Here is a 23,833-nt window from a genome sequence, read left to right as displayed (position 1 = left end):
TCCCTGCGCGTCATGCGTGATAGGCGAAGCGCCCGCCCTGGCGATCCTTGTTGAGCTTCTGATGCAGATGCAGGCCCTCGAAAATAAACTCGCTCGCCGCCGCCATCAGCCCCGGCGTCTCGAACGGTCCCAGCAGCGCGATCACTTCGCGCAGTCCCGTCACTTCGCGCAGCGGCTCCATGTATTCCGACGACGGCGCGCTGTCCGAAACCTCGACCCCCCAGCCCTGCTCGAAGTAGCTCGAGACCTTCTTCAAGTCGTCGAGCTTCAAATACCTGTCGAAAACCTTCAGCACCGCGCGGTTGATCAGCCGCTCGATCAAATCGTCTTCCTTCTTGTCTTCGCCGACGTACTCGAGCTCGATCTTCCCGGCTGTCGACGCGTACAGCGAATGCAAATCCGAAATCCGCGGCACGATCTCGTTCTCCGCGTTTCGCACCGCGCGCTTCTCCGCGTTGGAAATCGCCGATTCGAAATTGTTGATCGTAACGCGCACCGACACCCCCGACGATTGGTTGATCTCGTTCGACGCCCTCGCCTCGAACGTAATCTGCGCCAGGATGTCCTTCATGAACTGCGGAATCCGCACCTCCACGCCCGTGCGCGGCAGATGCGCCGCTTCCTGCTCCATGATCGCTATCTCGTGCTCGATCGTCTTCGGATAATGGGTGCGAATCTGGACGTCGAAACGATCCTTGAGCGGCGTGATAATTCGCCCGCGCGATGTGTAGTCCTCCGGATTCGCGCTCGCCACGAACACCACATCGACCGCCAGCCGAATCTTGTAGCCCTTGATCTGGACGTCCTTCTCTTCCATCAGGTTGAACAGTCCGACTTGCACTTTCTCAGTCAGGTCGGGCAGCTCGTTGATGGCGAAGATGCCGCGATTGGTGCGCGGGATCAGTCCGTAATGGATCGTTTCCTCGTCGGCCAGGTAGCGCCCCTCGGCCACTTTGATCGGATCGATCTCTCCGATTAGGTCCGCCACCGAAACGTCGGGCGTCGCGAGCTTCTCCGCGTATCGGCTGTCGCGTCCGATCCATCCAATCTCGAGCGCGTCGCCTTTTTCTTCCTTCAGCTTCACGCATCGGCGGCATATCGGCGAATACGGATCGTCGCTGATTTCGCATCCCGCGACCACCGGCACATATTCGTCCAGCAATCCGACCAGCGATCTTATTATTCGCGACTTCGCCTGCCCGCGCTCGCCGAGAAAAATCATATGATGTCCCGCGAGCACGCCGTTCTCGATCTCCGGAATTACCGTCTCTTCATAGCCCACGATCCCCGGCAGGATTTGCTCCTTGCTGCGCAGCCGCTCGAGCAAATTCTTGCGCATCTCCATCCGCACCGGCATGGTCTGGTAGCCCGCGCTCTTGAGTTCGCCCAGCGTCCGGATTTTCAGCAGTCTTTCATTCATCGCGAATCCCGCAGGTTGATTACTGGGTCTTAAGATAATTCAGCGCCGAGATTTTTGAAAATCGGGCGCAATTGTCCATAACCGTCTTCCAAACTCTGTGATAGCACACGCGTCGAGGCAAGCACCGGCATAAAATTGTTGTCGCCGGCCCAGCGCGGAACGATATGCCAATGCATGTGCTCGGCGAATCCCGCCCCCGCGGCCAGGCCCAGGTTGGCGCCGACGTTAAACCCCGCCGGATGCAGACTCGCGCGCATCGCCTTTATCGACGCCGCAACCGCGTCGCCAAGCGCCGCTCGATCCGCTCGCGCCAGCAACTCCGGCGACGCGACATGGCTTCGCGGCGCCACCATGATATGTCCGTTGTTGTAGGGATATTTGTTGAGCATCACGAGCACGTCGCGATTCTCGAACAGAACCAGGCGTTCTCGTCGTTCAGCCTCGGACAGCTTGCCGAAACAGAAGATGCACGCCTGGTGGTCGGAGCGGATGCTGCGCAGATACTCGTACCGCCACGGCGCCCACAGCCGCAGACCTGCCGCGGAAGCCTCCGCCGCGTCGCGCCGCTTAGCGACCCGCTTCTTCGGCGCCATTAACTTCGATTCGGAGTTCCTTGCCCGCCCGGAAGAACGGAATCTGCTTGGCGTCAACTCTGACCAACTGTCCGGTCTTGGGATTGCGGCCTTGCCGCGCGCGACGCTGCTTCACCGCGAAACTGCCGAAGCCGCGGATTTCGATCCGCTCGCCGCGCGTCAGCGAGTTGGCCATCGCGTCGAACATCGCATTCACGATCGTCTCTGACTCGCGATGCGTAAACTTCTGCCGGCGCGCCAGTAGTTCCTGGATGATTTCCCGCTTGGTCATCGATCTCGCCGCCGTCCGCGCCACGCTCTGATCGAAGCCGCTCCCCGCCTAGCTGTTTTTGCCGCCGCGCGCCGCGCGCCGTTCGCCGTCATCGCGATCGAGCTTGAGCTCCTCGTTCAGGATATCTTCCATCGAGAACCGCGCCGCCTCATGCTCGCGCTTGAGGTAGGCCTGCATTTCCTCGCGCTCTTCGTGCTGCTTGAGCGCCTTGATAGACAGCCCTATCCGGCGCTCCTTCGGGTCGACTTGCACGACCAGCGCCTCCAGCTCGTCATCGACCTTGTACAGCGACGACGGCTTGTCCACTCGCTCGTTGCTGAGCTGCGAGATATGGATCAGCCCTTCGATTCCTTCCTCGATCTCCACGAACACGCCGAAGTCCGCCACCGAACTGACCTTGCCATGAATTCGCGTGTTCAGCGGGTAACGCTCCGCCACCGTATCCCACGGGTCGGTCGAAAGCTGCTTGACGCCCAGGCTCACGCGCTCGTTCTCGACGTCGATTCCGAGCACCGTCGCCTCCAGCTCGTCGCCCTTCTTGCACACTTCGCTCGGATGCCGAATCTTCTTGGTCCACGACAAGTCCGAAATGTGCACGAGCCCGTCGATCCCCGGCTCGATCTCGACGAACACTCCAAAGTCCGTGATCGACTTGACCTTGCCCTTGACCCGGCTGCCAATCGGATGCTTCTGCCCGAGTTCTTCCCACGGATTCGCCTCGGTCTGCTTGAGTCCGAGCGAAATTCTTCGATTCGCCTCGTCAACCCCGAGCACCTGCACTTCCACTAGGTCGCCTGAATTCACGACCTTCGACGGATGAACCGCACGCTTGCTCCAGCTCATCTCCGAGACGTGGATCAAACCCTCGACGCCCTTTTCGATCTCCACGAACGCGCCGTAGTCGGTCACGCTGACGACCTTGCCCTTGATTCGCGTGCCCGGCGGATACGCTTCCGCCACCTTGGTCCACGGGTCGGGCATGATCTGCTTCATTCCCAGCGACACCCGCTCGCGTTCGGCGTCGTATTTCAGTACGACGACCTTGACCTTGTCCCCGACCTTCAATACTTCCGACGGATGCTGCAATCGGCCCCATGCCATGTCCGTGATATGCAGCAGCCCGTCGATTCCGCCCAAGTCGATGAACGCGCCGTAGTCGGTAATATTCTTCACGGTGCCTTCGAGGATCACGCCCTCTTCGAGCACCTTGAGCGTCTGTTCCTTGAGCGATGCGCGCTCGCGCTCGAGCACGCTGCGCCGCGAGACCACCACGTTGCCGCGCGCGCGATTGAACTTCAGGATTCGGAAGCGGCCGCGCTGTCCCACGTATCTGTCCAGATTGCGCGCCGGACGAATATCGACATGCGATCCCGGCAGGAACGCCGGCACCCCGATATCGACTTTCAGTCCGCCTTTGACTTTGCCGAGCACCACGCCCTCGACCGGCGTCTCCGACTGAAACGCCTTGTCGAGTTCGCGCCAGACTTTGAACTTCTCGGCCTTCGCGTGCGAAAGCATCACCGTGCCGTTTTCGGTCTCGGCGCCTTCGAAATACACGTCAACCTCGTCGCCCTCCCTGACCGTCGGATGGCCCTCATGGTCAAGGAATTCGGCGAGGGGGACCTGCCCTTCGCACTTGTAGTTGATGTCGATGATGACGCTGTCGCGCGTGATCAGAAGCACTCTTCCAACCAGCACATCGCCGGGACGGGGAGCCTTTAAACTCTCTTCCATCAACGACTCAAAGTCATTTTCTCCTCCGCTCATCTGTTCAGGCAACGCTTTCTCCATTTAGTGGGACCTTCCGGGACTTCGGGGCTGTGCAATCCTTACAACCGGGCTACGCTCGTTTCAAGTCCTTGCCGGCGTTGATTCGAGCGTTAATCTGCGCCTTCATCGCCGCGACCACCGCGTCGATTGAAAGTTTCGTTGAATCGATCAGCATCGCATCGTCCGCGCGCTTGAGCGGCGCCAGCTCGCGCCCGCGGTCGCGGCGGTCGCGCTCGAGCAGCTGTTCGAGCACTTCAGGCTCCGTGATCGACGCGCCCTTGCCCTTGAGTTCTTCAAATCTGCGATGCGCTCGCGTCTTCACGTCCGCATCGAGAAAGAACTTGAACTCGGCGTCGGGAAAGATCGCCGTGCCGATATCGCGTCCTTCCATCACCACTGCCCCGTCCGCACCCGCCGCGCGCTGCAACTCGCGCATCCGCGCGCGCACCGCGCCGAGCGCCGAGAACCGCGACGCCAGGTCGCCGATTTCCGGCTCGCCTACCGACGCGCTCACGTCGCGGCCGTTGAGCATTATCTTGTCGCCATCGAACTTGATCTTTATCGCCACCAGCACCGGCCTGAGAAGCGCTTCGACGTTTGCGTCGTCCGGGCCGACTCCCGCCGCGCGCGCCGCTAAAGCGACCGCGCGATACATCGCGCCCGTGTTCAGGTACGAGAACCCAAGCTCGCGCGCGAGCGCGCGCGCCGCCACGGATTTTCCCGCTCCGACCGGCCCGTCGATCGCAATTATTGGCCGCTTCGGATTCACCTGATCTCTTCCCGCATCGCCCTGCCGCGATTGAAAATCTTCTCGACTCCTTCCATGTCGCCGGCCTCGACCAGAGCCTCAAACTCCGCGAACGTCCCGCCGTAGAGTTTCAGCGCCGCCGCGATCGCCTCGCGATTCGTCACAAAAATGTCGCGCCATACTTCCCACGACGACCCCGCCAGCCGCGTCGTATCGCGCAGTCCCCCCGCGCCGTATTCCGCCGCCAGCTTGTCCCCGACCTTCTCGCCCGCCAGCGAGGCCGCCAGCACGCTCGATACTATCTGCGGCAGATGACTCGAGCGCGCAAGGATCTCGTCGTGCGTCCGAGCGTCCATCATCTCGACGCACGCGCCGGTCTCGTCCCATAGCTGCTCGATTTTTTCGATCGCCGCGGGCGTGCTCTTCGCCGACGGCGTGATTATCACGCGCCGGTCCCTGAACAGTGCCGGGTCCGCCGCCGCCGCGCCCGTCGTTTCCTTGCCGGCCACCGGATGCGCCGCGACGAGCGATCTCTTTCCCGTGATCAGCGGCTCCAGCTCGCGCACCACGTATCCCTTCACGCTGCCGACGTCGGTCACCACCGCGTCCGGCGCCGTGTGTTCGATCATTTTTTCCAGCGTCGATCGCATCGTCAGTATCGGCACCGCCAGCACGATCAGGTCCGCACCGCGCGCCGCCTCGACCGGGTCCCTGCTCGCGACGTCGATCATCCCGCGCTCGACCGCAACGTCCAGGTTCGCCTGCGTCCGTCCCAGCCCGACCACTTTGCCCACCAGGCCCGCGTGCCGCGCGATCGACGCGAGCGAGCCTCCAATCAGGCCCACTCCGCACACGGTCATTTGCCGAAATAGCTGCGCCATCACGCTTGGACTCCGCCGCCCGGCGGCGCCGTCTTCGACATTTTGAGCCGGCTCAATTGCACCAGCAGGTTGGCGCTCGCGATCATCATAAGTGCGAGCACGGGAAGCATTACGTAATTCATGTTGAGATTCGCGCCGCGAGCATCGGCGACGATCACGCCGAAGGCTCCCGCCATCACGATCACATACGCGAGCCTGAACCACGATAGCGCACTCATCACCCGCCCTTCGAATTGCCCGGGCCGGACCACCGCCGTCAGCCCGATAAGCGCGTACCCCGCCAGCGCGACGATCGGCGTCAGCAGCAGCCCGACGAATTTCGACCCGTAGCCGTCGATCTGCCCCGCGAGGCTCCAGTGGATCGGAATCCGCGCCGGCGCCGTCGGCCACGACCATATCGCGGCCGCGAACATGGCGACAATCAACGCACGCGCGATCCAGTCTGGATTTAGATTCTTCACGACTGCCCGCCCATCACTTCGCCGAGCGCCGCCACCAGCCGCCGATTCTCCTCCGGCAGCCCAACGCTGATTCGCACGTGGCGCGGATACCCGTAACCATTCATCGCGCGCACGATCACGCCCTTGCGCAGCAGCTTTTCGTACACTGCGCGCCCGTCTCCCACCTCGACCAGGAAGAAATTCGCGTGACTCGGCACGAACGGCGCCTTGAGCCGCCGAAACTCGCCCTCCAGGTAATCCATCCCCTCCGCGTTGACTTGCAGCGTTCTGGCGATATGCGCCCGGTCGTCCATCCCCGCGATCGCCGCCACCTGCGCAAGCGACGTCACGTTGAACGGCTGGCGCACGTTATGCAACATCTGGATCATGTCGGGCCGCGCCACCGCGTATCCGACCCGGATTCCCGCCAGCCCGAAAATTTTCGAGAACGTCCGGAGCGTGATTATCAGCCGGTGATCGTCGTGGTTCTCCATCGAGTCGGGATAATGCGGGTCGCGCACGAATTCGAAGTACGCCTCGTCGGCGACGATCACCACGTTTTCCGGAACGCGCTCCAAAAACCGCTTCCATTCCGCGCGCCGGTAAATCGTGCCGGTCGGATTGTTCGGATTGCCGAGAAAAACTATTCGCGTGTTGCCGTCGATCGCCGCCGCCATCGCCTCGAGGTCGTGCGAGAATCCGTCGATGGTCCTGGCCACGCGATGCGCCCCGCCGGCGGCCGCCGTCGCCAGCGGATAAATAGCGAACGAATGCTCCGAGTAAACCGAGTTCAGTCCCGGCCGCAGATAAAGAAACGCGAGCAGGTTGAGCACCTCGACCGATCCCGACGCCGCGAATACCCGCTCCACTCCAATCTTGTGATACGCCGCGATTTTGCGCCGCAGCTCGTAGCTCGCGCCGTCGGGATAGCGATTCAGCTCCGGCAGCGCCGCCTTGATCGCCTCTATCGCGCGCGGCGACGGCCCCAGCGGATTCTCGTTCGACGCCAGCTTTACCGGATCGTCGATTCCGAGTTCGCGTTGCAGCTCCTCAATCGGCTTGCCCGGCTCGTAAGGAGCAAGCGCGGCGACCGATGGATGTACGAGATCTTGAGCTTTTATCAAAGTAGGTGAACGGCGGTGAAAAGATTGGAAAGTGAAAAAGTAAAAGCGCTTTCCCGGCTGCCCGGCTCAGGCAGCGGCCGACCTGCCTTCAGGATACGATCCTAAGACCTTCAAGAATAGGGCCTTGCGCTCCAGCGACTTGATCGCGCGGGCCAGCTTGGGGTCGTCACGATGCCCCATGACGTCAACGAAGAACAGGTACTCCCACGGCCGCGCCCGGATCGGACGCGATTCGATCTTCGATATATTGATCGCGTTGCGCGCAAACAGGTTCAGCGCCTGGTTGAGCGTGCCCACCCGGTCCGCAACCGCGAACAGCAGCGTCGTCTTGTCCGCACGCCCCGGCCCCGACCGCTCCACCGGCCGCGTCCCCATCACGATAAATCGCGTCATGTTGGTCGCAAGGTCCTGCACGTTCGACGCAATCGTCCTGAGCCCGTACGCCTCGCCCGCCGCCGCCGACGCGATCGCCGCGAGCGACCCGTCAGCCGCCGCGCGCTGGGCCGCCAGCCCGTTCGACGCGACCGCCTCGGTCTCGCAATTGGGGAAATTCGCGCTCAGGTAGCCGCGGCACTGCGCGAGCAACTGCTGATGCGCAATTATCCTGGTTACTGCTTCGCGCTTGCCGCTGAGCGACATTATTGAGGGCCGCACCGGCAGCAGGATTTCGCCGATTATCACCAGCGCCGTGTCGATCAGCAGATCGAGCGTCAGCGTCACCGATCCTTCGGTCGAGTTCTCCACCGGCACCACGCCGAAATCCGCGCGTCCGTTCTCGATCGCCTGGAACACCGCCGCGAACGACTCCAGCGGCATCAGCTCCACGCTCGATCCAAACCGCATCCGCGCCGCCTCGTGCGAGTAGGTATGCTCCGGGCCGAGGAAGGCCACCCGCGGCTCGTGCTCGAGCGCGCGGCAGGCCGAAATTATCTCGACATAAATTCGCTTGACCTGCTCGTCGGTGAGCGGCCCCTGGTTTTCGGCGATCATCTTTTCGATAATCGCGAGCTCGCGCACCGGCTGATAAACCTCGCCGCCGTTATTGTGCTTGAGCCGGCCGATCTCCACCGCGAGGCTGGCCCGCAACGACACCAGCCGCAGGATCTTGAGGTTTATCTCGTCCATCCGCGCGCGCAGAGTCTCTATGGACGGCGGCTCCGCGGCGGCGCCGGCCGCGGTCGGCTTCCTGGCTGTCCGTGACGACATCGAACCAGAATGGCTACCCTACTGCCCGCCCCTTTTCAACGCACAGGGGTGACCCCTGCACCCAGTGTTAAGGCCGCCCGCCGTTGGCGGGCGCGGCCCCTGCCAACGGCTTAATACTGCGCTGCCGTCGCCACGGCCAGGGGTCACCCCTGCCGCGCGATTCAGGATTCCGCGTCCGCATTCTTTACCTGCCTCGCCCTGACAGGGAGAGGCCGACGCCGCCCGGGGGGTTCCATGGCCGATCATCCTATCTTCATCTCATACGCGCGCAAGACGAGCCGAGTCTATGCCGAGGCGTTGCACGGGGAACTCTACGGGGCCGGTGTGCCAGCCTTTTTGGATCTGAATGACATTGAACCCCTCGATCAATTTCCCACCGAAATTGCCGAGGCGCTGCTAGCCGCGAATGTTGTGGTCGTCTTTGCCGACGAGACCTATTTCACGCGGCGCTACTGTGTGAGCGAATTCGATGCGGCACTGGCTCCCCGCGCGCTCGTTCGCGGCAACGCCCCGCCCGAAGAGGAGGACAAAGCGCTTTTGCACCTCGTGATAGCGCTACCAGAAATTATGACGTGTAGCTGGGATGAATCGGATATGTCCCGACAACCCGGATATACCGTGATACCTTGCCAGCGGAAGTAAGTGCCCGTTTTATAGTCGGATCGTTCACGGTGCCCGCAATGTCCACAAAAAAAACATACGTGTTCGGATGCCCGGCAACTGGACGAGACACGATCCTTGTGAGGTTGACGCCCGCCTTGGAGAACGGTTCTAAAAACGCGACCAGGCTACCAGGGGCGTTGCGCAGTGATGCAACAATACTTGTTTTTTTGCACAATCGCGGATCGACTGTCTTATGCCCCAACGAGAAGAATTGAGTGACGTTAGGTACATCTTCGGTTACTGGAAAATGCAGGATATCCAAATTGTACACATGCGCAGCATCGCGCGTCCCGAGGGCGGCGGCATTATTCTCGGATGAGGCAAGCTTTGCGGCTTCTGCTGTGCTTTTTGTTTCTCGACGCTCCACATCCGGGAAGTTTTCCTTGATCCATCCGTCGCAGTGATGAAAAGGCGCGAAGTGAGAATACAAAACCCGAACGCTCTCTCGTTTGTGGCCGAGCAGGGCAAGCCTGACCTTAATCGACAACTCCTCCTGAATGGACAGAGTGCACGACCGATCTATGAGGTGATCAACGGTCTCGTAAATCGTTCCTCCGGAAGAGTTCTCAATGGGGACAATTCCCTTTCGCCCAGGATCAGCTTGGACGTATCGGAACACATCATCGATCGAGTTTTGAGGAATCAGGGTCCGTCCTCGGTAACGTTTTTCGGCCACCAAATGAGCGAACGTCCCTTGAGGACCAAGATAGGCGATTTCAGTTGTGAGCATAATTTTATGACGTAAGGGTTGAAGGTCCATACCCTCCGTTGGCGTTGCTGAAATAATTCTGCGGGCATCCGCAGCAGGCCTGCATCGCCTGCTCGGTATTGAAGACGTAGATCATCGCGCAAGTTTCGCCCGCTATCGCGTAGGGGGCCGTGGCCGTTGGATCTCCCTCGAGGGGAGCAATGATATTGACGTAGGCCTGTCCGCCGGTGGTGTTGGCGTTGCTGAAATAATTCTGCAACTCCGTCCCGGCCTCTTCGGACTCTGCCGCCGCCATGCCTGACCACGCGAACGTCGCGATGGCTGCGGCCAGCAGAATCATCGTGCTTGTGCTCAGAACTCTCTTACCTAAAACCGCAGGGGCGCGTACACGCTCCATGATGGAATTTCCTTCCTAGTCTGGCTGAAAGCGGCGTAACCGTTAGTACCCGTCACCGGCGTTATAGTGACGTTGGCGCAACATATCATAAATACCGTTGGCGGTGTCAAGCCAACCCAATCTCTGATTTTAGCGGTTTCCAAGCGTGCCTGCCACCCAGCGTGCCAGCGCTGGCACAACCCTACCAGAATGGTAGCAGGATCGACACAGGCAGTAGTCTAACGGGCATTAGACACATTCTCTCCTCGACGTAGCGCTGGTGGATTTTGGCCCAGTCTGTGACATCACGTAAGGCTGAACTGCTCGGCCCTGAACTTTGCTGGCTATTCTGTGAATTCTTGCCTCGCCCTGACAGCGAGAGGCCGACGCGAGTCGTCGAGCGTCGGGTGAGGGTCCGAATTCCAAGTTCCTCTCGCGTCCCATCCCTCCTCGCCGTCATCCCGCGCGAAGCCGAGGACCCCCACTTTTTACCTCTCCCGTAACTGAACGGGCGAGGTATCTCGGACGGAGAACAACCTCTTCCCCCTTACCCTTCTAACAGGGCGAAGCCCGCATCTTCACTTTTCACTTTTCACTTTTCACTGGGTGCAGGGCTCACCCGCGCCCGCGGCAGGGGCCGCGCGCGACAACGGAGCGCGGTCTTAACATTGGGCGCAGGGGTCACCCCTGCCTTGACTCGTAGTTGCCGATTGCAAACTATCTGATGCATGAAACGTTATTCCCCAGCTCTTCTCCTTGTACTTGTGATGATCCCGGCGGCGGGATGCAACGGCAGCGGAGGATCGCAGGCAACGCCGGCAACGGCACCGGGAATCGTTCACTTTGTCCCCAATTCGCATGCGTTCTGGAGCAACCCCTCCAACTGGACGACCAGCTTCGGCCCCGCCTACGCCGACATCACTCTGGCGTCGAGCAATTTCGTGCCGTGCAGAGGGGGACCCTTCGCGCTCTGCTATTACTCGGGACCAAGCTCCGGTTCCGAAGACCTGTCCTGCACATTGACCGCCGACGGCAACTACGCCAACTGCCAATGCTTCGACATTCCCTACGGCGTGTACTTCGTGGACATCAACGCCATCCTGAACCACGCGGTATATGAGAACACCATCGCTCAATGCGGCGCCGACGGCAGCCTCTGCGCGACGCTCAACTCGGCCCCGGTATGCGCGAACGTCAATCAGGGGAATTTGATTCCCGGGTCGAGCATATACTCCACCTTCAGCTTCGATTGTGTCCCCGAGAACGGAATCGGCCAGACCAATTGCTCGAATGCGCCGTACGCCGGATGCATGACGGCGCCGTGTTTCACAACTGGCCAGGCGGGGATTGTCAAATGCTCTTGTCCGGTCTTCAACGGTCCTTATCAGGTCGGCCAGAATGACCAGGCGTGCACGCTCGGCGATGACCTCGTATGGTCGGCCGCTTATGCGCCCGCCGCGACGCCAACGGCCACGCCCGTCACGCCCGCCCTCGCCGCGGATGCGCGCGATGCTGCTCCTGCCGCCGTTCCCAGTCCGGGAGCATGCCTGCCGGACGCGCCCGGCGGACTCGGATGCCCGCTGTATGTGCCCGGCGTCACGATACTGCCGCCCGACAGCGGCGTTGACTGCGCCAAGGTCTGCGACGAGTACCACAGTTGCCTGCAACCGAAAGGGGCTCAGGCGGGTTTCACCTGCGACGCCACGCTATGCACTGACGAATGCAACGACAGGGACTTGGTGAGCACCGCATGCTCGGGGCTGGCGGGATGCGACATTTCGGAAATAGTCAAAGCCGAAACTGCCGCTCAATGTAGTTGCTGCGCGAGCCAGCTATGCGAATGCGACCCGAGCGCGAAGACCAATAAGGCGATCTTTGCACTGGACCAACAGCAGCGCGATCGCGGCATCAAGCCCCAATGCGACATCAACGGAACCCTCTGCGGCTCCCAGTAGCTCGCGCCGTTTCTGAGTCGATGCGGCCCCGCCTTGAGCGCGTTGCTTCACGGCGCGATATGAGAGAATCTAATACCTGATGCACCGATATATTAGCCGGAACATGTTAAAGACAGAAAAGGACAAACAATGCCGACGAATTCGCGCAACCTGCTGACGACCGAAAGCGGCGCTCCTGTAGCCGACAATCAAAATTCACGAACCGCGGGCTCGGGCGGTCCTGTCCTGCTGGAAGACAATCAACTGATCGAAAAGCTCGCCCACTTCGACCGCGAACGCATCCCCGAACGCGTGGTCCACGCCAAGGGTTCGGGGGCTCACGGTTATTTCGAGGTCACCGCGGACGTATCGCGATGGACCAAGGCGAAATTTCTCCAGCCCGCGGGCAAACGCACCGAGGTCTTCATCCGCCTCTCGACCGTGGCCGGCGAGAAGGGCTCGGCCGATACGGCGCGCGATCCGCGCGGCTTCGCGATCAAGTTTTACACCGAGGAGGGCAACTATGACCTCGTCGGCAACAACACGCCGGTCTTTTTCCTTCGCGATCCGCTCAAGTTCCCCGACTTCATCCACTCCCAGAAGCGCGACCCATACACCAACATCCAAGAGCCGGATAACGTCTGGGATTTCTTCTCGCTCAGCCCCGAGGCCACGCATCAATTCACATGGCTGTTCGGCGACCGTGGCATCCCGGCCAGCTATCGGCACATGGACGGCTTCAGCTCGCACACCTACCAGTGGATGAATTCGCGGGGCGAGCTCTTCTGGGTCAAGTATCATTTCAAGACCGACCAGGGCATAAAGTGCCTGACCTCCGAGGAGGCCGCGCGCATCGCCGGCCAGGACGCCGACCACCATCAGCGCGATCTGCTCAGAGCGATCGAACGCGGCGAGTATCCGTCATGGACGCTCAAGATGCAGATCATGCCGGTCGCGGACGCCGCCGCTTATCGCTTCAATCCGTTCGACCTGACCAAGGTCTGGCCGTACAAGGACTACCCGTTGATTCCGGTAGGTAAGATGGTCCTCAATCGAAATCCCGAGAACTATTTCGCCGAGGTGGAACAGGCGGCGTTCAATCCGGCCAATTTCGTGCCGGGCATCGGACCTTCGCCGGACAAGATGCTGCAGGGACGTCTTTTCGCGTACGGCGATACCCATCGTTATCGCCTGGGCGCCAACCACACGCAGTTGCCGATCAACTGTCCGCACGCGGCCAAGGCGGCTAACTACTTGCGCGACGGCTCGATGCGGTTTGACGGCAACAGTGGGCGCGCGAAAAATTACGAGCCGAACAGCTTCGACGGCCCCGTGCAAAGTAACCAGCCGCTTTGGGCGCCGATCGAGGTGAATGGCTTCACGGGCGCGCAGGCGCAGGAGCGTCATCGGGAGGACAACGACTTCGTCCAGGCGGGCGCGCTCTACCGCGTGATGGACGAGGCGGCGAAGGAGCGGCTGGCCGCAAATATCGCGGCGGGGCTAGCCCAGGTAAGCCGCGACGGCATCATCGAACGGTCGATCGGCTATTTTCGCAGCGCAGACCCCGACTACGGCGAGCGAGTGGCAAAGGCCGTGCGCGAACGCCGCGCCCGCCGCTAACGCGCGCGACGCTGGCGCGTTCTTTGTGTCATAAATGGACCCTTCCCGCGTGTCTGTAACACCGAGGGAAGGAGTTAGCGGCTAGGTTGCCACGGATCGTAGCTTCCAAAACTCCAGATATGGCCCTCCAAATCACGGCAGGTATAGCCTCTGCCGCCATAGTCCTCATCCTGGACATCTCTCAGCATCGTGGCGCCAGCGGCCTTGGCCCGCGCGTAATGCGCGTCGCAATCGGGGACGACGACGTAAGCGCATTGCGTCTCGGCGCCTCCGATTTCGTCCGGATGTTTCATCAGGCGGCCGAACGTGCCGCCCCCGACCGACGACAGCATGATCATTCCATTGTCAAAGGTAAGCTGGGCGTGATCGATCCTGCCGTCTTGTCCGGGTACGACGAGATGTTTCTCAAACCCGAACGCCTTGCACAGCCATTCGATGGCCGCCGGCGCATTTCGATACCGCATTGCCGGAATGATTCTCGCGTGCTTGCTCTGCGTGTCCATGCTCGACCTCCCGCGATTCGATTCAGACGCAGCCTGCATCTTTTCTTAGCATTGGGTGCAGGGGTCACCCCTGCTAATCGATCGAACGATCGCTCTCCGCGCTCACGCGTGTCAGATACCGCGATCCCATCGCGGCGAACTTCCGCTCGCGCGCTTTGCGCAACTCCCCCGGCTTCAGCTTGACCAGGCGCTCCAGATGCCGCGCGAGCGCCGCACCGACCAGATGCGCCGCTTCGGCGGGCGCGGTATGAGCTCCGCCGGCGGGCTCCGGCACAATCTCGTCGATCAATCCCAGCTCCAGCAAATCGGGCGCCGACAACTTCAACGCCGCGGCCGCCGCCGCAACATTCTCCTCGCCCCCCGCACGCCACAAAATCGCCGCGCATCCTTCCGGCGTGATCACCGAGTAGCACGCGTTCTCCTGCATCAGCACCACGTTGGCCACTCCGAGCGCCAGCGCGCCTCCCGAGCCGCCCTCGCCTATCACGCACGCGACGGTGGGGACAGTCAGCCGCGCCATCAGATCGAGGTTGCGCGCGATCGCCTCGATCTGCCCGCGCTCCTCCGCGCCAACCCCGGACTCACCGCCCTGCGTGTCGATCAGCGTGATTATCGGCAGCCCAAACCGCTCTGCCAGCTCATAAACTCGCGCCGCCTTGCGATAGCCCTCGGGCAGCGGCTTGCCGAAATTGCGCTTGATTCTCTCGGTGGTCGAGCGGCCCCGCTGATGACCCACGACGGCGACCGCCCGGCGTCCGAAATAGGCGAGCCCCGCCACGATCGCAGCGTCGTCGGCGAAGCGCCGGTCCCCGTGTATCTCGATAAAGTCGCGCATCAGCAAGTCGATGTAATCGAGCGTCTGCGGCCGACTGGGATGCCGCGCCAGGCGCACCCGCTCGATCGCGCTCGGCGGCTCCGGCCCCGGCGGCTGGGCTGTCGCGATGTCAATCGCGCGACTTTTCGCGCCGCGCGCCTTATGTCCGTTCGAATTGCCTTTCAATCTGGTTCACGCCTGCTCATGCAAAGAAAAAAATTTCTCGAACAATGCAAAAGCATCCTGAGCGCGGCGCTCCGGGTCAAGCCACACGATCTCCGGCTCGCGGCGAAACCATGTGATTTGGCGCTTGGCCAGCCGCCGCGATTCCTGCTTGGCCAGAGCTATCGCATCGGCCAGCGCGATCTCGCCGCGCAGATGCGACGCGATCTGCTTGTACCCAATCGTACTCAGCGGCGGCTTTTCCGGCGAGTATCCCGCCTCGATCAGCGCGCGCACTTCCCCGACCAGCCCGGCCGCGATCATCGCGTCGAAGCGCCGGTCGATCGCCTCGTAGAGCTTTTTACGTTCGACTTCGACTCCCACCGTCAAAGTGTCGTAGCCATTGTCGGCGAACCGATGGCGCCGCTGATGCGCCGAAATGTTTTCGCCGGTTAATTCAAAGACTTCGATAGCGCGCACGATTCTGTACAGGTCGTTGACGCCGATTCGATTCGCCGCCTCGGGATCGATCTCGCGCAACTGCCGATGCAGATGCGCGATGCCGCGCTGTGCCGCGATTTTCGCCAATCGGTCTCGAATTTCCGCCGACGCGGCCGGCCCGCGAAAGATTCCGCCGCGGATCACGCGCAAATAAAGCCCGCTGCCGCCGACCACCAGTGGATTTCGCCCCCGCGCCGCGATCTCCTCGATAGCCGCGCGCGCAATTTGCGCGAACTCCGCCACGTCGAGCGACTCGTCGGGACTGCGCACGTCTATAAGATGATGCGGCACGCGCCGGCGGTCCTCCGCCGGCGGCTTCGCCGTGCCGAGATCCATCCCGCGATAAAACTGCCGCGAGTCGGCGTTGATTATTTCGCAGTTCGAGCGCTCCGCCACTTCCATCGCCAGCGCGCTCTTGCCCGCTCCGGTCGGCCCGACAATAAAGCCGACCGGTATCCGCGCCGGATGCGTCCGCGCTGCGACTCCCGCCGCCGTTGTTTCCGGCAAGACACTCATCGGCGAAACATTCGTTCGATTTGTCCGCGCCCGAACTGAATATGCACCGGGCGCCCGTGCGGGCAGTTGGTCTTGAACTCGGTGCGATCCAGTTCCGCCAGCAGCGAATGGATTTCCGCCAGCTCGAGCACTCGCCCGACTCGAACCGAGCCGTGACACGCGAGTTGCTTGAGCCAATTCTCGAACGCGGCCTCGCCGCCGCCGCGAAAGCCGCCATCGCCCATACTCTCAATCATGTCGGCAAGCAGTTTCGCGCCGCCTTCCGGCCCGAACACCGCCGGCGCACCCTTGAGCAGCAGCGTCGTCGGCCCGAACGGCTCGACATCGAAGCCCATCGCGCGAAGCTCGCTTAACGCGCCATGAACCTGCGACGCGCGCGCGGGATTCAGCTCGACCGACACCGGCGCGAGCATCGCCTGCGTGCGAATTCCACCGTCGCGGAGTTCGCGGCGCAGCTTTTCGAATGTAACGCGCTCGTGCGCCGCGTGCTGATCGATCAGGAGCAACCCCTCCTCGGTCTCGAGCGCGATGTACCCCGCGAAGATTTGTCCGATCACCCTGAGTTTCGAGTACATCGGGATTGGCGCCGGTGGATGCGGCGCCACCGCCGCGTCGCCGCCGCGCGCATCGCGATCGTAGGCGAGGCTGAGCGGGCGCTGAAACGCCGCCTGATTGGGCGCATCGGGCACCAGCCGCAGCGGCGCGTCGCCGCGCGGATTCGGAACCGAATCGCCGGAGGCGGCGGCCGATTGGCCCGCGCGAGCATCGTCGCCCATCGACGCCGTCGTGATGAGTCCCATCGCGGCGTCATCGGTGGAAGGCGTCGGCGCTTCGGAGGCCGCCGCCGACGTGTCAACTAAAGTTGCGACGGGCGCATTTTCGGTCTGATCCGCCAATCGGTCGCGGATCGCGTGATAAACGACGTCGAAAACCGCGCCGCCATTGCGAAATCGCACCTCGGTCTTCATCGGATGCACGTTCACGTCAACATCTTCGTGCCGCATATCGACGAACAGCAACGCCGCCGGATGGCGACCGCGCGGGATCAGCGTCTGGTAGGCTTGCTCGATTGCGTGAATCAACATTCGATCGCGAACCGAGCGGCCGTTGACGAAGGTGAAGATCATCCGGCCGGTGGCAAACGACTCCTGGCTGGTTGCAGCAAGTCCTTGCGCGCGAATCCCGGGGCGATCGAGGTCGAACGCAAGCATCCGGGACGCGATCTTGGGACCGAACACCTGGCGGAATCGTTCGAGCGCCGAGTTGGCGCGCGGCAAATCGAAGATCGCGCGACCGTCGGCGGTCAGGCGAAACGCGATGTGATGACTGGCAAGCGCGATGCGCTGAAAGGCCTCGGCGATGGCGCCCTGCTCGGTCGCCAGTGTCTTCAAGAACTTGCGCCGCGCCGGGGTGTTGAAGAATAGCTGGCGGACTTCGATTCGGGTTCCCGCCGCCATCGCGCACGTCCGCGTATCCTCGATGTTGCCGGCCTCGGCTGCGACCTCGACGCCGTGATCGTCGGCGGCGCGACGCGTTTGCATCCGAAGATGCGACACGCTGGCGATCGAGGCGAGCGCCTCGCCGCGAAACCCGAGCGTGCGAATCGCGCTCAAGTCGGCGGCGCTTCGAATCTTGGAAGTTGCATGACGCCGGAGCGAAAGGATCGCATCGGCGCGCGTCATGCCGGAGCCGTCGTCGGCGACCGCGATCAGCGCCGAGCCGCCGCCCAGGATCTCGACACTTACCGAGCGAGCGCCCGCGTCGAGGGAGTTCTCGATCAGCTCCTTGACGGCAGAGGCCGGCCGCTCGACGACTTCGCCCGCCGCAATCTGGCTGGCGACTTGCTCGGGCAATATGTGAACTATGTGCTCGGGCATCGGGGTCCGCGGCGCCGGAGCCCGTTCAAAGAAATCTCCGGCGCAACCTAACTAGACATTACTAGACATTGCAGCTTTCGGACCGGATACTCAAGCAACTCGCCGATCCGGCGTCAAAACCGGGGGATGGCTATTGCACGGGTTGAAGATCGCGGCGGGTTTTGAAAAGCTTTCGGCCCGGCGAACTCGCCTGAGCACTCCAGCGATGAGAAAAATTACGGCAATGCTGGTCGGCGCGGCAATCATCGTGGCCGCAGCCGCGGAAGTCGCGATTGCGGCGCCGATAAAGATCGGGGTCGGCGTGAATGGACCGATCTCGCCCCAGACCGAGGCCGATATCGACAGCATTGTCGGCGCGCTGCCGAACGTGAAGGTGGCGCCGATTCAGCCGCCTGGCGGGATCGATGCCTGCGTCAAGCGATTCGTCGCAGGCGAGGCGGACGATCGGATCGACGCGGTGATGGTGGTAAGCCTGCCGACCGAGTCCTTTCAATCGCAGCGCGACTCGAACGAAGCGCGATTCACCGGCGCTTACGAAATCTGGACGCTCAATCTTTCCACACTGGCGGAGGACCGCCATCGCTTCACCTTCACCGACAGCGAGCCGGTGATAGGCGGCGCCGCCGCTATTCTCGCGATACCGGCGCAGTTGTTCGCCGAGCGCGCCACCGGCAAGAAACTCATTTCGAGTGATCAGTGGCAGGCGTTCGAGGCGGTGGAGACGCGCGTCGAGGCGAAGCTGGTCGCGGCGACCAAGCTCTATCTGCAGACCGCGTCGATCCGCGACACCGGTCCGCTCAATCCGCTCGACACGGCGAAAAATCTGCTCGATCGCGGCGACGGCGAGGACGCGATGCTGGTCTTCAAATCGGCGGGAATCAACAACCCCGAAGTTCAGCGGATGATCGCGAACGCGCAGGGCCAGTTGCGGCGCAGTGCGGCCAATGCGCTGCTGGGACGAACGCTCGGAGCGATGGCGGGCGGAAACGCAGGCGAGGCGCGCATCATGCTGGCCGACTATGAGAAGGCGCCGTCGGCCGAGAACTCGCGCGCGGATTCGATTCGGCGGGTGCTTGCGGGTGTGCCCGATCGTCACGCCGAATCGATTTACGACGGCGTCATCAGGAGCGACGTGCCCGCGCTCGATCATGCGGCGTTCGTCGCGATGATCAAGCAGCTCTTCAGCGAGCAGACCGGCTCGATTCCCAACGAAGTGATCGTCAGCGCCAGGGACGTGACGGTCGAGGACAAGGGCGCGCCACAGGGGCTCAAGAACCAGCTCGACAGCTATGCGGGCGCACTCGGGCGCAGCGCGTGGTTGATGAGCCTCAAGTGCGGATGCGACGCGGGCGCGGTGCTGACGGGAGAAGCGGTCGGCGAGGCGCTGCTCAAGGCGAAGTATTCACCCTCTTTCACGCGGCCGCAGGTCGGGCTACCCTAGCAGGATTATACAGGTTCGAACGGAAGACTCATGAGACATTGCGCATACTGCAAGAAGCAGCCGTCAGTCGGCAACAACGTCAGCCACGCCAACAACAAGACCAAGCGGCGCTGGAATCCCAACCTGCAGGAAGTGCGCGCCGAGATTAACGGCAACGTGCGCCGAATCCTGGCCTGCACGCGATGTATCCGCGCCGGCAAGGTCAAGAAAAGCGCCTAGCAGCAGCGGCCACAATTCATCCGGCGCAAGACACATTGCCATGGAGTCGTTGTGAAGAACATTTCCAATCGCAGGTCGGGCCGCAAGCTTCATTTAGCGGCGGCAGCTCTATCGGTTGCAGTCGCCGCGGGTATCGCGGCGGGAGCGAGGATTGCGGGCGCGGCGAACATTAGCGGCTTGATGTCGTACCGAAACGGCAAACCAGCAGAGCAACGCTGGCTTCATTATGAGAACCGCGTCACCAGCGATATCTACATCGCGCCGACCAAGCCCGACGGCTCATTCACGGCGGATCTGCCGCCGGGACTTTACGATCTGCGAGCCGAACGTGGAGTCATTCTGGCCAGCAAGATTCGCGTCGATGCCCAAGACGTCAACATCGGTCACGTCGTCGAGCCGGCGCCGCTGGACATGCGCCGCCCGTTCGAGAATGAAGGTGTGGCGGAGGCGCTCGTCGTGAGCCCGGCGCCAGCGACTGCGAACCTGAGCGGACGTCCTCTCGAGGCGATGAAATACGGGCACGAAGCAGTCGCTGCTTTCCCCAAGCCGGTCGGGACGCCGGCGCCTCAATCCACTCCCTTTGGCGAGGCCACGCCCGTAGCGGCGGCGGCGCCTTCGGCGATGGAAATACCTGCTAATGGCGGACACTGAAGAAATCATGCCGCCGCGCAAGTGCGGCCGTCAAGGAGAGTAAAAATGGGACGGAAGGTATATGTCGTAGGCGTCGGGATGACCAAGTTCGAGAAGCCGGGTTCGCGGGCTTGGGATTATCCCGACATGGCGAAGGAGTCCGGCACCAAGGCTCTGCAGGACGCCGGGATCGCCTACGAAAACGTCGAGCAGGCGGTGGTCGGCTACTGCTACGGAGAATCGACTTGCGGCGAGCGCGCGCTCTACGGACTCGGGATGACCGGTATCCCGATCTACAACGTCAACAACAACTGCTCGACCGGATCGACCGCGCTGTTCATGGCCAAGCAATTCATCGAGGGCGGCATCGCGGACTGCGTGATGGCGCTCGGCTTCGAGAAGATGGAGAAGGGCTCGCTCGGCGCCAAGTACATGGACCGCGTCAATCCGATGGACAAGCACGTCCAGCTAATGGCCGACCTGCGCGGCTTCGCGCCGGCGCCGCCGGCGGCGCAGATGTTCGGCAATGCCGGACGCGAGCACATGGAGCGCTACGGCACGACCGCGTTGCAGTTCGCAAAAATCGGATGGAAGAACCATAAGCATTCGGTGAACAACCCTTACTCGCAGTTTCAGGATGAGTATTCACTCGAAGGAATCCTCAGCGCGCCGATGGTGTATGAGCCGCTCACCAAGCTTCAGTGCTGCCCGACCTCCGACGGCTCGGGCGCAACAATTCTGGCTAGCGCCGACTTCGTCAAGAAGCATGGCCTCGAGAACAAGGCCGTCGAGATTCTCGGTATGGCGATGGCGACCGACTTTGCCAGCACGTTTTCCGAGCGTAGTTGCATCAAGATGGTCGGCTCTGACCTGTCGAAGGCTGCCGCGCATAAGGTCTATGAGCAAAGCGGTCTAGGGCCCGAGAACGTCGACGTGGTCGAACTCCACGACTGCTTCTCGTGCAACGAACTGATCACTTATGAGGCGCTAGGGCTATGCCCCGAGGGCAAAGGCGGTGAATTTGTCGACGCAGGCGCCAATACTTACGGCGGCAAAGTGGTCGTGAATCCATCCGGCGGGCTGATTTCGAAGGGCCATCCCTTGGGCGCAACTGGCCTGGCGCAGTGCGCGGAACTCAACTGGCAATTGCGGGGCGAAGCGGGCAAGCGGCAGGTATCGGGCGCCAAGGTCGCCCTCCAGCACAATCTCGGGCTTGGCGGAGCCGCGGTCGTCACGATGTATCGCCGCGCAAATTTGGCCTGAGTTTCGCGGCGACGACGGTAGGAAGCTTCCTACCGTTCGCTCAGCAGCAGCGTCCGGCAGCGCACCGTAACTGCCACGTCGGATCATAATGTCGCGAAACAACGAAAAATGAAGCAAGCGCAAACTCTCGGCTTCGCCGGATTCAGGCAGTCGTGAGTTGCCGATCTGAAATCGTCGGAGGCGCACTCATGTCGGTTACGCCGAGCCAGAAGCGGCGAAGCGTTATCCGATGACTCACCGTGAACGACTCGAGCGCCGCCAGTTGCGTGGTAGACAGCGTCTCCTGCGCAATAACGATTTCGTCGAACGGCGTTCGCGCCATGATCGCGCCTAGATTATCGAGCGACCCCAGCACCGGATAGCCGTGGAATAGCTTGCCGTGCTTGAAACTGTCGTCATCCAATAGTCCCAGCAGTTCCGCACTGGCTCCGATCGTCGAGTGCAGGTGTTGAACCGCCGCCGCGCCACGCGCATCTGCCCCTACGATCACCAGGCGCCTTGCCGAATGCGCCAGCCACCGCCCGATTCGCTGGAAAACATGGAATGACCAGCGCGTTGCGACCAGGAAATTGAACAGCAAAAGCACGAAGACCACCACCGTCGCGCGCGAAATTGTAATCGGCAGTATCGCCGACGCCAGCTTCACAGCGAGCCCCGCCATCATCGCCGCCAAAGCGAAGCGCACACCCTCCGCCAGTCCCGTGTAGCGCCATATCCCGCGATAAACGCCTGCCACCAGGAACGCGCCGCAACCAAGCATCACAACCCACGGCAGGCCGATCAGCATTTGGTCCACCTGCGCGATGCTCAAATCGAAGTCGAATCGCACCATCATCGCGCCAAAATAGGCCGCCGCTACCAGAGCCACATCCAGAATTAACTCGACGAATCGACGCTTGTACCCGAAGCTCAGGATGACGCGCGCGATCGCGGACAGGTCTTCGATTTGACCCGGAGACTTCCCGTCGAACGATCGATCCATCAGGAACAATGCCACCAGCGCAAAGAACAGCGCCATGAACGGAAGCAGCAACACTGCGTCGTAACCCGGGACTATGGTCAGCGCGATCGTGCAACCGCCCGCTATCGCCTGCAGGCCGATCAACGTCGCTGCCGCGCTCCGGGTCGACATGCCCAGCCGCGTCAGCCGATGATGCGAATGGTCCAGGCCGCGCTTCGATATCGGATTTCCCGTCGCCAGCCTCGTCACCGTCACCGTCACGATGTCGAGCAGCGGAACCATGAGCGCCAGCAATGGCATCGCCAGCCGCGCCGGCAGAGAACCCTCGCCATGGTGACTGGCTTGAATCGACAGCACTCCCAGCACGAGGCCGACCGCGAGCGCGCCTTCGTCACCCATGAAAATCGACGCGGGCGGAAAGTTGAAAACCATGAATCCCGCCAGCGCACCGGCCAGCGCCAGCCCCACGAGCATCGTTCCTTCGTGCTGATGCAACCCCGCGACGGTCGCGATACTCAACGCCGCGACAATTCCGACTCCCGCCGCAAGGCCGTCGATCCCGTCGATTAAGTTGAACGCGTTGGTCGCCGTGATCAGCCAGAAAATCGTGAGCGCGATGTTGAGCGGCTGGTAGGGAAGGATGTCGAGCTGGGGCCCCCACCCTCCGAGGATACAGATCGCAGCCAGTTCCAATATCAGTTTATTCCGCGGCCTCAGATCGACGATGTCATCGAGCAATCCAACCAGGCACATCGCGACCGCAAACCCCGCGAGCCAGGGCAGACTATGGTACGGCAATCCTGACAGGACGCCGACGAATCCGATCGCCGCTATTAGGCCTGCCATCACGGCCAGACCTCCCAGCAACGACGTCGGCTTGGCATGCGGGCGGTCGTTCGAAGGTTGTGCAACGATCCCGAAGCGAACGCCTGCCGCTTTTGCCACCGGCATCATCGCCACCGCGACGATAAACGCAGACAACGGCGTGAGCGCTATTTGAAACCCGCTCGTCAATCTTGCACTCTACGTCCACTTCTTTGCTCTCTGCCTGCCATCTGCATTTCGCTGATAATCATGGCGAGCCTGAGCAATTCTGAACCTCGGTCAGGCGAACATGGCAGAAGATCGAAGCCTATGTCAAGATGTGCTATGTTGATTTATTTGGCGTGTAGACCTGTCCAGTAGCGAGCG

23 protein-coding genes are annotated in these 23,833 nt (G+C 61.9%); 7 read left to right on the top strand and 16 right to left on the bottom strand.

Going from position 1 to position 23,833, the window contains the following annotated elements:
• Window positions 1–10: 10 nt before the first annotated feature.
• The 9 genes from ABR989_RS01880 to pheA form a co-directional block, all read right to left on the bottom strand.
• A complete protein-coding gene (locus ABR989_RS01880; protein ID WP_428125373.1) occupies window positions 11–1,420 on the bottom strand; it encodes a magnesium chelatase ATPase subunit I in 1,410 nt (469 codons plus the stop codon).
• A gap of 29 nt (window positions 1,421–1,449) precedes the next feature.
• Window positions 1,450–2,013, bottom strand: a complete 564-nt coding sequence (locus tag ABR989_RS01875; RefSeq protein ID WP_428125372.1) for an HIT family protein — start codon at window positions 2,011–2,013, stop codon at window positions 1,450–1,452.
• Window positions 1,988–2,284 (bottom strand): integration host factor subunit beta, encoded by a 297-nt coding sequence (locus tag ABR989_RS01870; RefSeq protein ID WP_428125371.1) that lies wholly within the window; start codon window positions 2,282–2,284, stop codon window positions 1,988–1,990. The genes ABR989_RS01875 and ABR989_RS01870 overlap by 26 nt, the downstream gene beginning before the upstream one ends.
• Before the next feature lie 48 nt (window positions 2,285–2,332).
• On the bottom strand, window positions 2,333–4,018 hold the full coding sequence (locus ABR989_RS01865; RefSeq protein WP_428125370.1) for a 30S ribosomal protein S1: 1,686 nt from the start codon (window positions 4,016–4,018) through the stop codon (window positions 2,333–2,335).
• Window positions 4,019–4,124: 106 nt separating this feature from the next.
• Window positions 4,125–4,823 carry a (d)CMP kinase gene (cmk, locus tag ABR989_RS01860; RefSeq protein WP_428125369.1) on the bottom strand — a complete coding sequence of 233 codons (699 nt, stop codon included), beginning with the start codon at window positions 4,821–4,823 and terminating at the stop codon, window positions 4,125–4,127.
• A complete protein-coding gene (locus tag ABR989_RS01855; RefSeq protein WP_428125368.1) occupies window positions 4,820–5,683 on the bottom strand; it encodes a prephenate dehydrogenase in 864 nt (287 codons plus the stop codon). The genes cmk and ABR989_RS01855 overlap by 4 nt, the downstream gene beginning before the upstream one ends.
• Window positions 5,683–6,144, bottom strand: coding sequence for a DUF1648 domain-containing protein (locus tag ABR989_RS01850; protein WP_428125367.1), 462 nt, complete (start codon window positions 6,142–6,144; stop codon window positions 5,683–5,685). The genes ABR989_RS01855 and ABR989_RS01850 overlap by 1 nt, the downstream gene beginning before the upstream one ends.
• Window positions 6,141–7,247, bottom strand: coding sequence for a histidinol-phosphate transaminase (gene hisC, locus ABR989_RS01845; protein WP_428125366.1), 1,107 nt, complete (start codon window positions 7,245–7,247; stop codon window positions 6,141–6,143). Before hisC ends, ABR989_RS01850 begins: the two co-directional genes overlap by 4 nt.
• Window positions 7,248–7,313: 66 nt before the next feature.
• Window positions 7,314–8,453: a prephenate dehydratase gene (gene pheA, locus ABR989_RS01840; RefSeq protein WP_428125365.1), complete on the bottom strand. Its 1,140-nt coding sequence runs from the start codon at window positions 8,451–8,453 to the stop codon at window positions 7,314–7,316.
• A 234-nt stretch (window positions 8,454–8,687) separates the two neighbouring features.
• On the opposite strand from pheA, the gene ABR989_RS01835 reads away from it, so the two are divergent.
• Entirely contained in the window at window positions 8,688–9,095 is a 408-nt protein-coding gene (locus ABR989_RS01835; protein ID WP_428125364.1) for a toll/interleukin-1 receptor domain-containing protein, read from the top strand.
• Here the strand turns inward: ABR989_RS01835 and ABR989_RS01830 are convergent.
• Entirely contained in the window at window positions 9,019–9,876 is an 858-nt protein-coding gene (locus ABR989_RS01830) for a prephenate dehydratase (RefSeq protein ID WP_428125363.1), read from the bottom strand. The two genes, ABR989_RS01835 and ABR989_RS01830, sit on opposite strands and share 77 nt — an antisense overlap.
• Window positions 9,851–10,165, bottom strand: a complete 315-nt coding sequence (locus ABR989_RS01825; RefSeq protein ID WP_428125361.1) for a hypothetical protein — start codon at window positions 10,163–10,165, stop codon at window positions 9,851–9,853. Before ABR989_RS01825 ends, ABR989_RS01830 begins: the two co-directional genes overlap by 26 nt.
• Window positions 10,166–10,929: 764 nt before the next feature.
• On the opposite strand from ABR989_RS01825, the gene ABR989_RS01820 reads away from it, so the two are divergent.
• Together ABR989_RS01820 and ABR989_RS01815 are read left to right on the top strand one after the other, a co-directional pair.
• Window positions 10,930–12,156, top strand: a complete 1,227-nt coding sequence (locus ABR989_RS01820) for a hypothetical protein (RefSeq protein WP_428125360.1) — start codon at window positions 10,930–10,932, stop codon at window positions 12,154–12,156.
• A 129-nt stretch (window positions 12,157–12,285) separates the two neighbouring features.
• The gene (locus ABR989_RS01815; protein WP_428125359.1) at window positions 12,286–13,755 is read left to right on the top strand and encodes a catalase; all 1,470 of its coding nucleotides are present in this window, start codon (window positions 12,286–12,288) and stop codon (window positions 13,753–13,755) included.
• A 74-nt stretch (window positions 13,756–13,829) separates the two neighbouring features.
• Here ABR989_RS01815 and ABR989_RS01810 read toward each other — a convergent pair whose 3' ends face one another.
• The 4 genes from ABR989_RS01810 to mutL form a co-directional block, all read right to left on the bottom strand.
• A complete protein-coding gene (locus ABR989_RS01810; RefSeq protein WP_428125358.1) occupies window positions 13,830–14,258 on the bottom strand; it encodes a VOC family protein in 429 nt (142 codons plus the stop codon).
• A 73-nt stretch (window positions 14,259–14,331) separates the two neighbouring features.
• Window positions 14,332–15,258, bottom strand: coding sequence for an acetyl-CoA carboxylase carboxyltransferase subunit alpha (locus tag ABR989_RS01805; RefSeq protein ID WP_428125357.1), 927 nt, complete (start codon window positions 15,256–15,258; stop codon window positions 14,332–14,334).
• A 6-nt stretch (window positions 15,259–15,264) separates the two neighbouring features.
• Entirely contained in the window at window positions 15,265–16,251 is a 987-nt protein-coding gene (gene miaA, locus ABR989_RS01800) for a tRNA (adenosine(37)-N6)-dimethylallyltransferase MiaA (protein ID WP_428125356.1), read from the bottom strand.
• On the bottom strand, window positions 16,248–18,128 hold the full coding sequence (mutL, locus tag ABR989_RS01795; RefSeq protein WP_428125355.1) for a DNA mismatch repair endonuclease MutL: 1,881 nt from the start codon (window positions 18,126–18,128) through the stop codon (window positions 16,248–16,250). Before mutL ends, miaA begins: the two co-directional genes overlap by 4 nt.
• Before the next feature lie 205 nt (window positions 18,129–18,333).
• Between mutL and ABR989_RS01790 the strand changes: the two genes are divergently transcribed.
• The 4 genes from ABR989_RS01790 to ABR989_RS01775 are packed head-to-tail and all read left to right on the top strand — an operon-like array spanning window position 18,334 to window position 21,681.
• Window positions 18,334–19,569 (top strand): hypothetical protein, encoded by a 1,236-nt coding sequence (locus ABR989_RS01790; RefSeq protein ID WP_428125354.1) that lies wholly within the window; start codon window positions 18,334–18,336, stop codon window positions 19,567–19,569.
• Between the two features lie 30 nt (window positions 19,570–19,599).
• Window positions 19,600–19,788, top strand: a complete 189-nt coding sequence (rpmB, locus tag ABR989_RS01785) for a 50S ribosomal protein L28 (RefSeq protein ID WP_428125353.1) — start codon at window positions 19,600–19,602, stop codon at window positions 19,786–19,788.
• A 51-nt stretch (window positions 19,789–19,839) separates the two neighbouring features.
• The gene (locus ABR989_RS01780; RefSeq protein WP_428125352.1) at window positions 19,840–20,439 is read left to right on the top strand and encodes a hypothetical protein; all 600 of its coding nucleotides are present in this window, start codon (window positions 19,840–19,842) and stop codon (window positions 20,437–20,439) included.
• Window positions 20,440–20,484: 45 nt separating this feature from the next.
• Window positions 20,485–21,681, top strand: a complete 1,197-nt coding sequence (locus ABR989_RS01775; RefSeq protein ID WP_428125351.1) for a lipid-transfer protein — start codon at window positions 20,485–20,487, stop codon at window positions 21,679–21,681.
• A 142-nt stretch (window positions 21,682–21,823) separates the two neighbouring features.
• Here ABR989_RS01775 and ABR989_RS01770 read toward each other — a convergent pair whose 3' ends face one another.
• Window positions 21,824–23,656: a hypothetical protein gene (locus ABR989_RS01770; RefSeq protein ID WP_428125349.1), complete on the bottom strand. Its 1,833-nt coding sequence runs from the start codon at window positions 23,654–23,656 to the stop codon at window positions 21,824–21,826.
• Between the last annotated feature and the right edge of the window lie 177 nt (window positions 23,657–23,833).

Origin of the sequence: Binatus soli (SeqCode) (genome assembly GCF_050015535.1) — a bacterium.
In the GTDB taxonomy this organism is placed as follows: Bacteria; Desulfobacterota; Binatia; order Binatales; family Binataceae; genus Binatus; species Binatus soli.
This window is presented reverse-complemented; position numbering and strand designations above follow the sequence as displayed.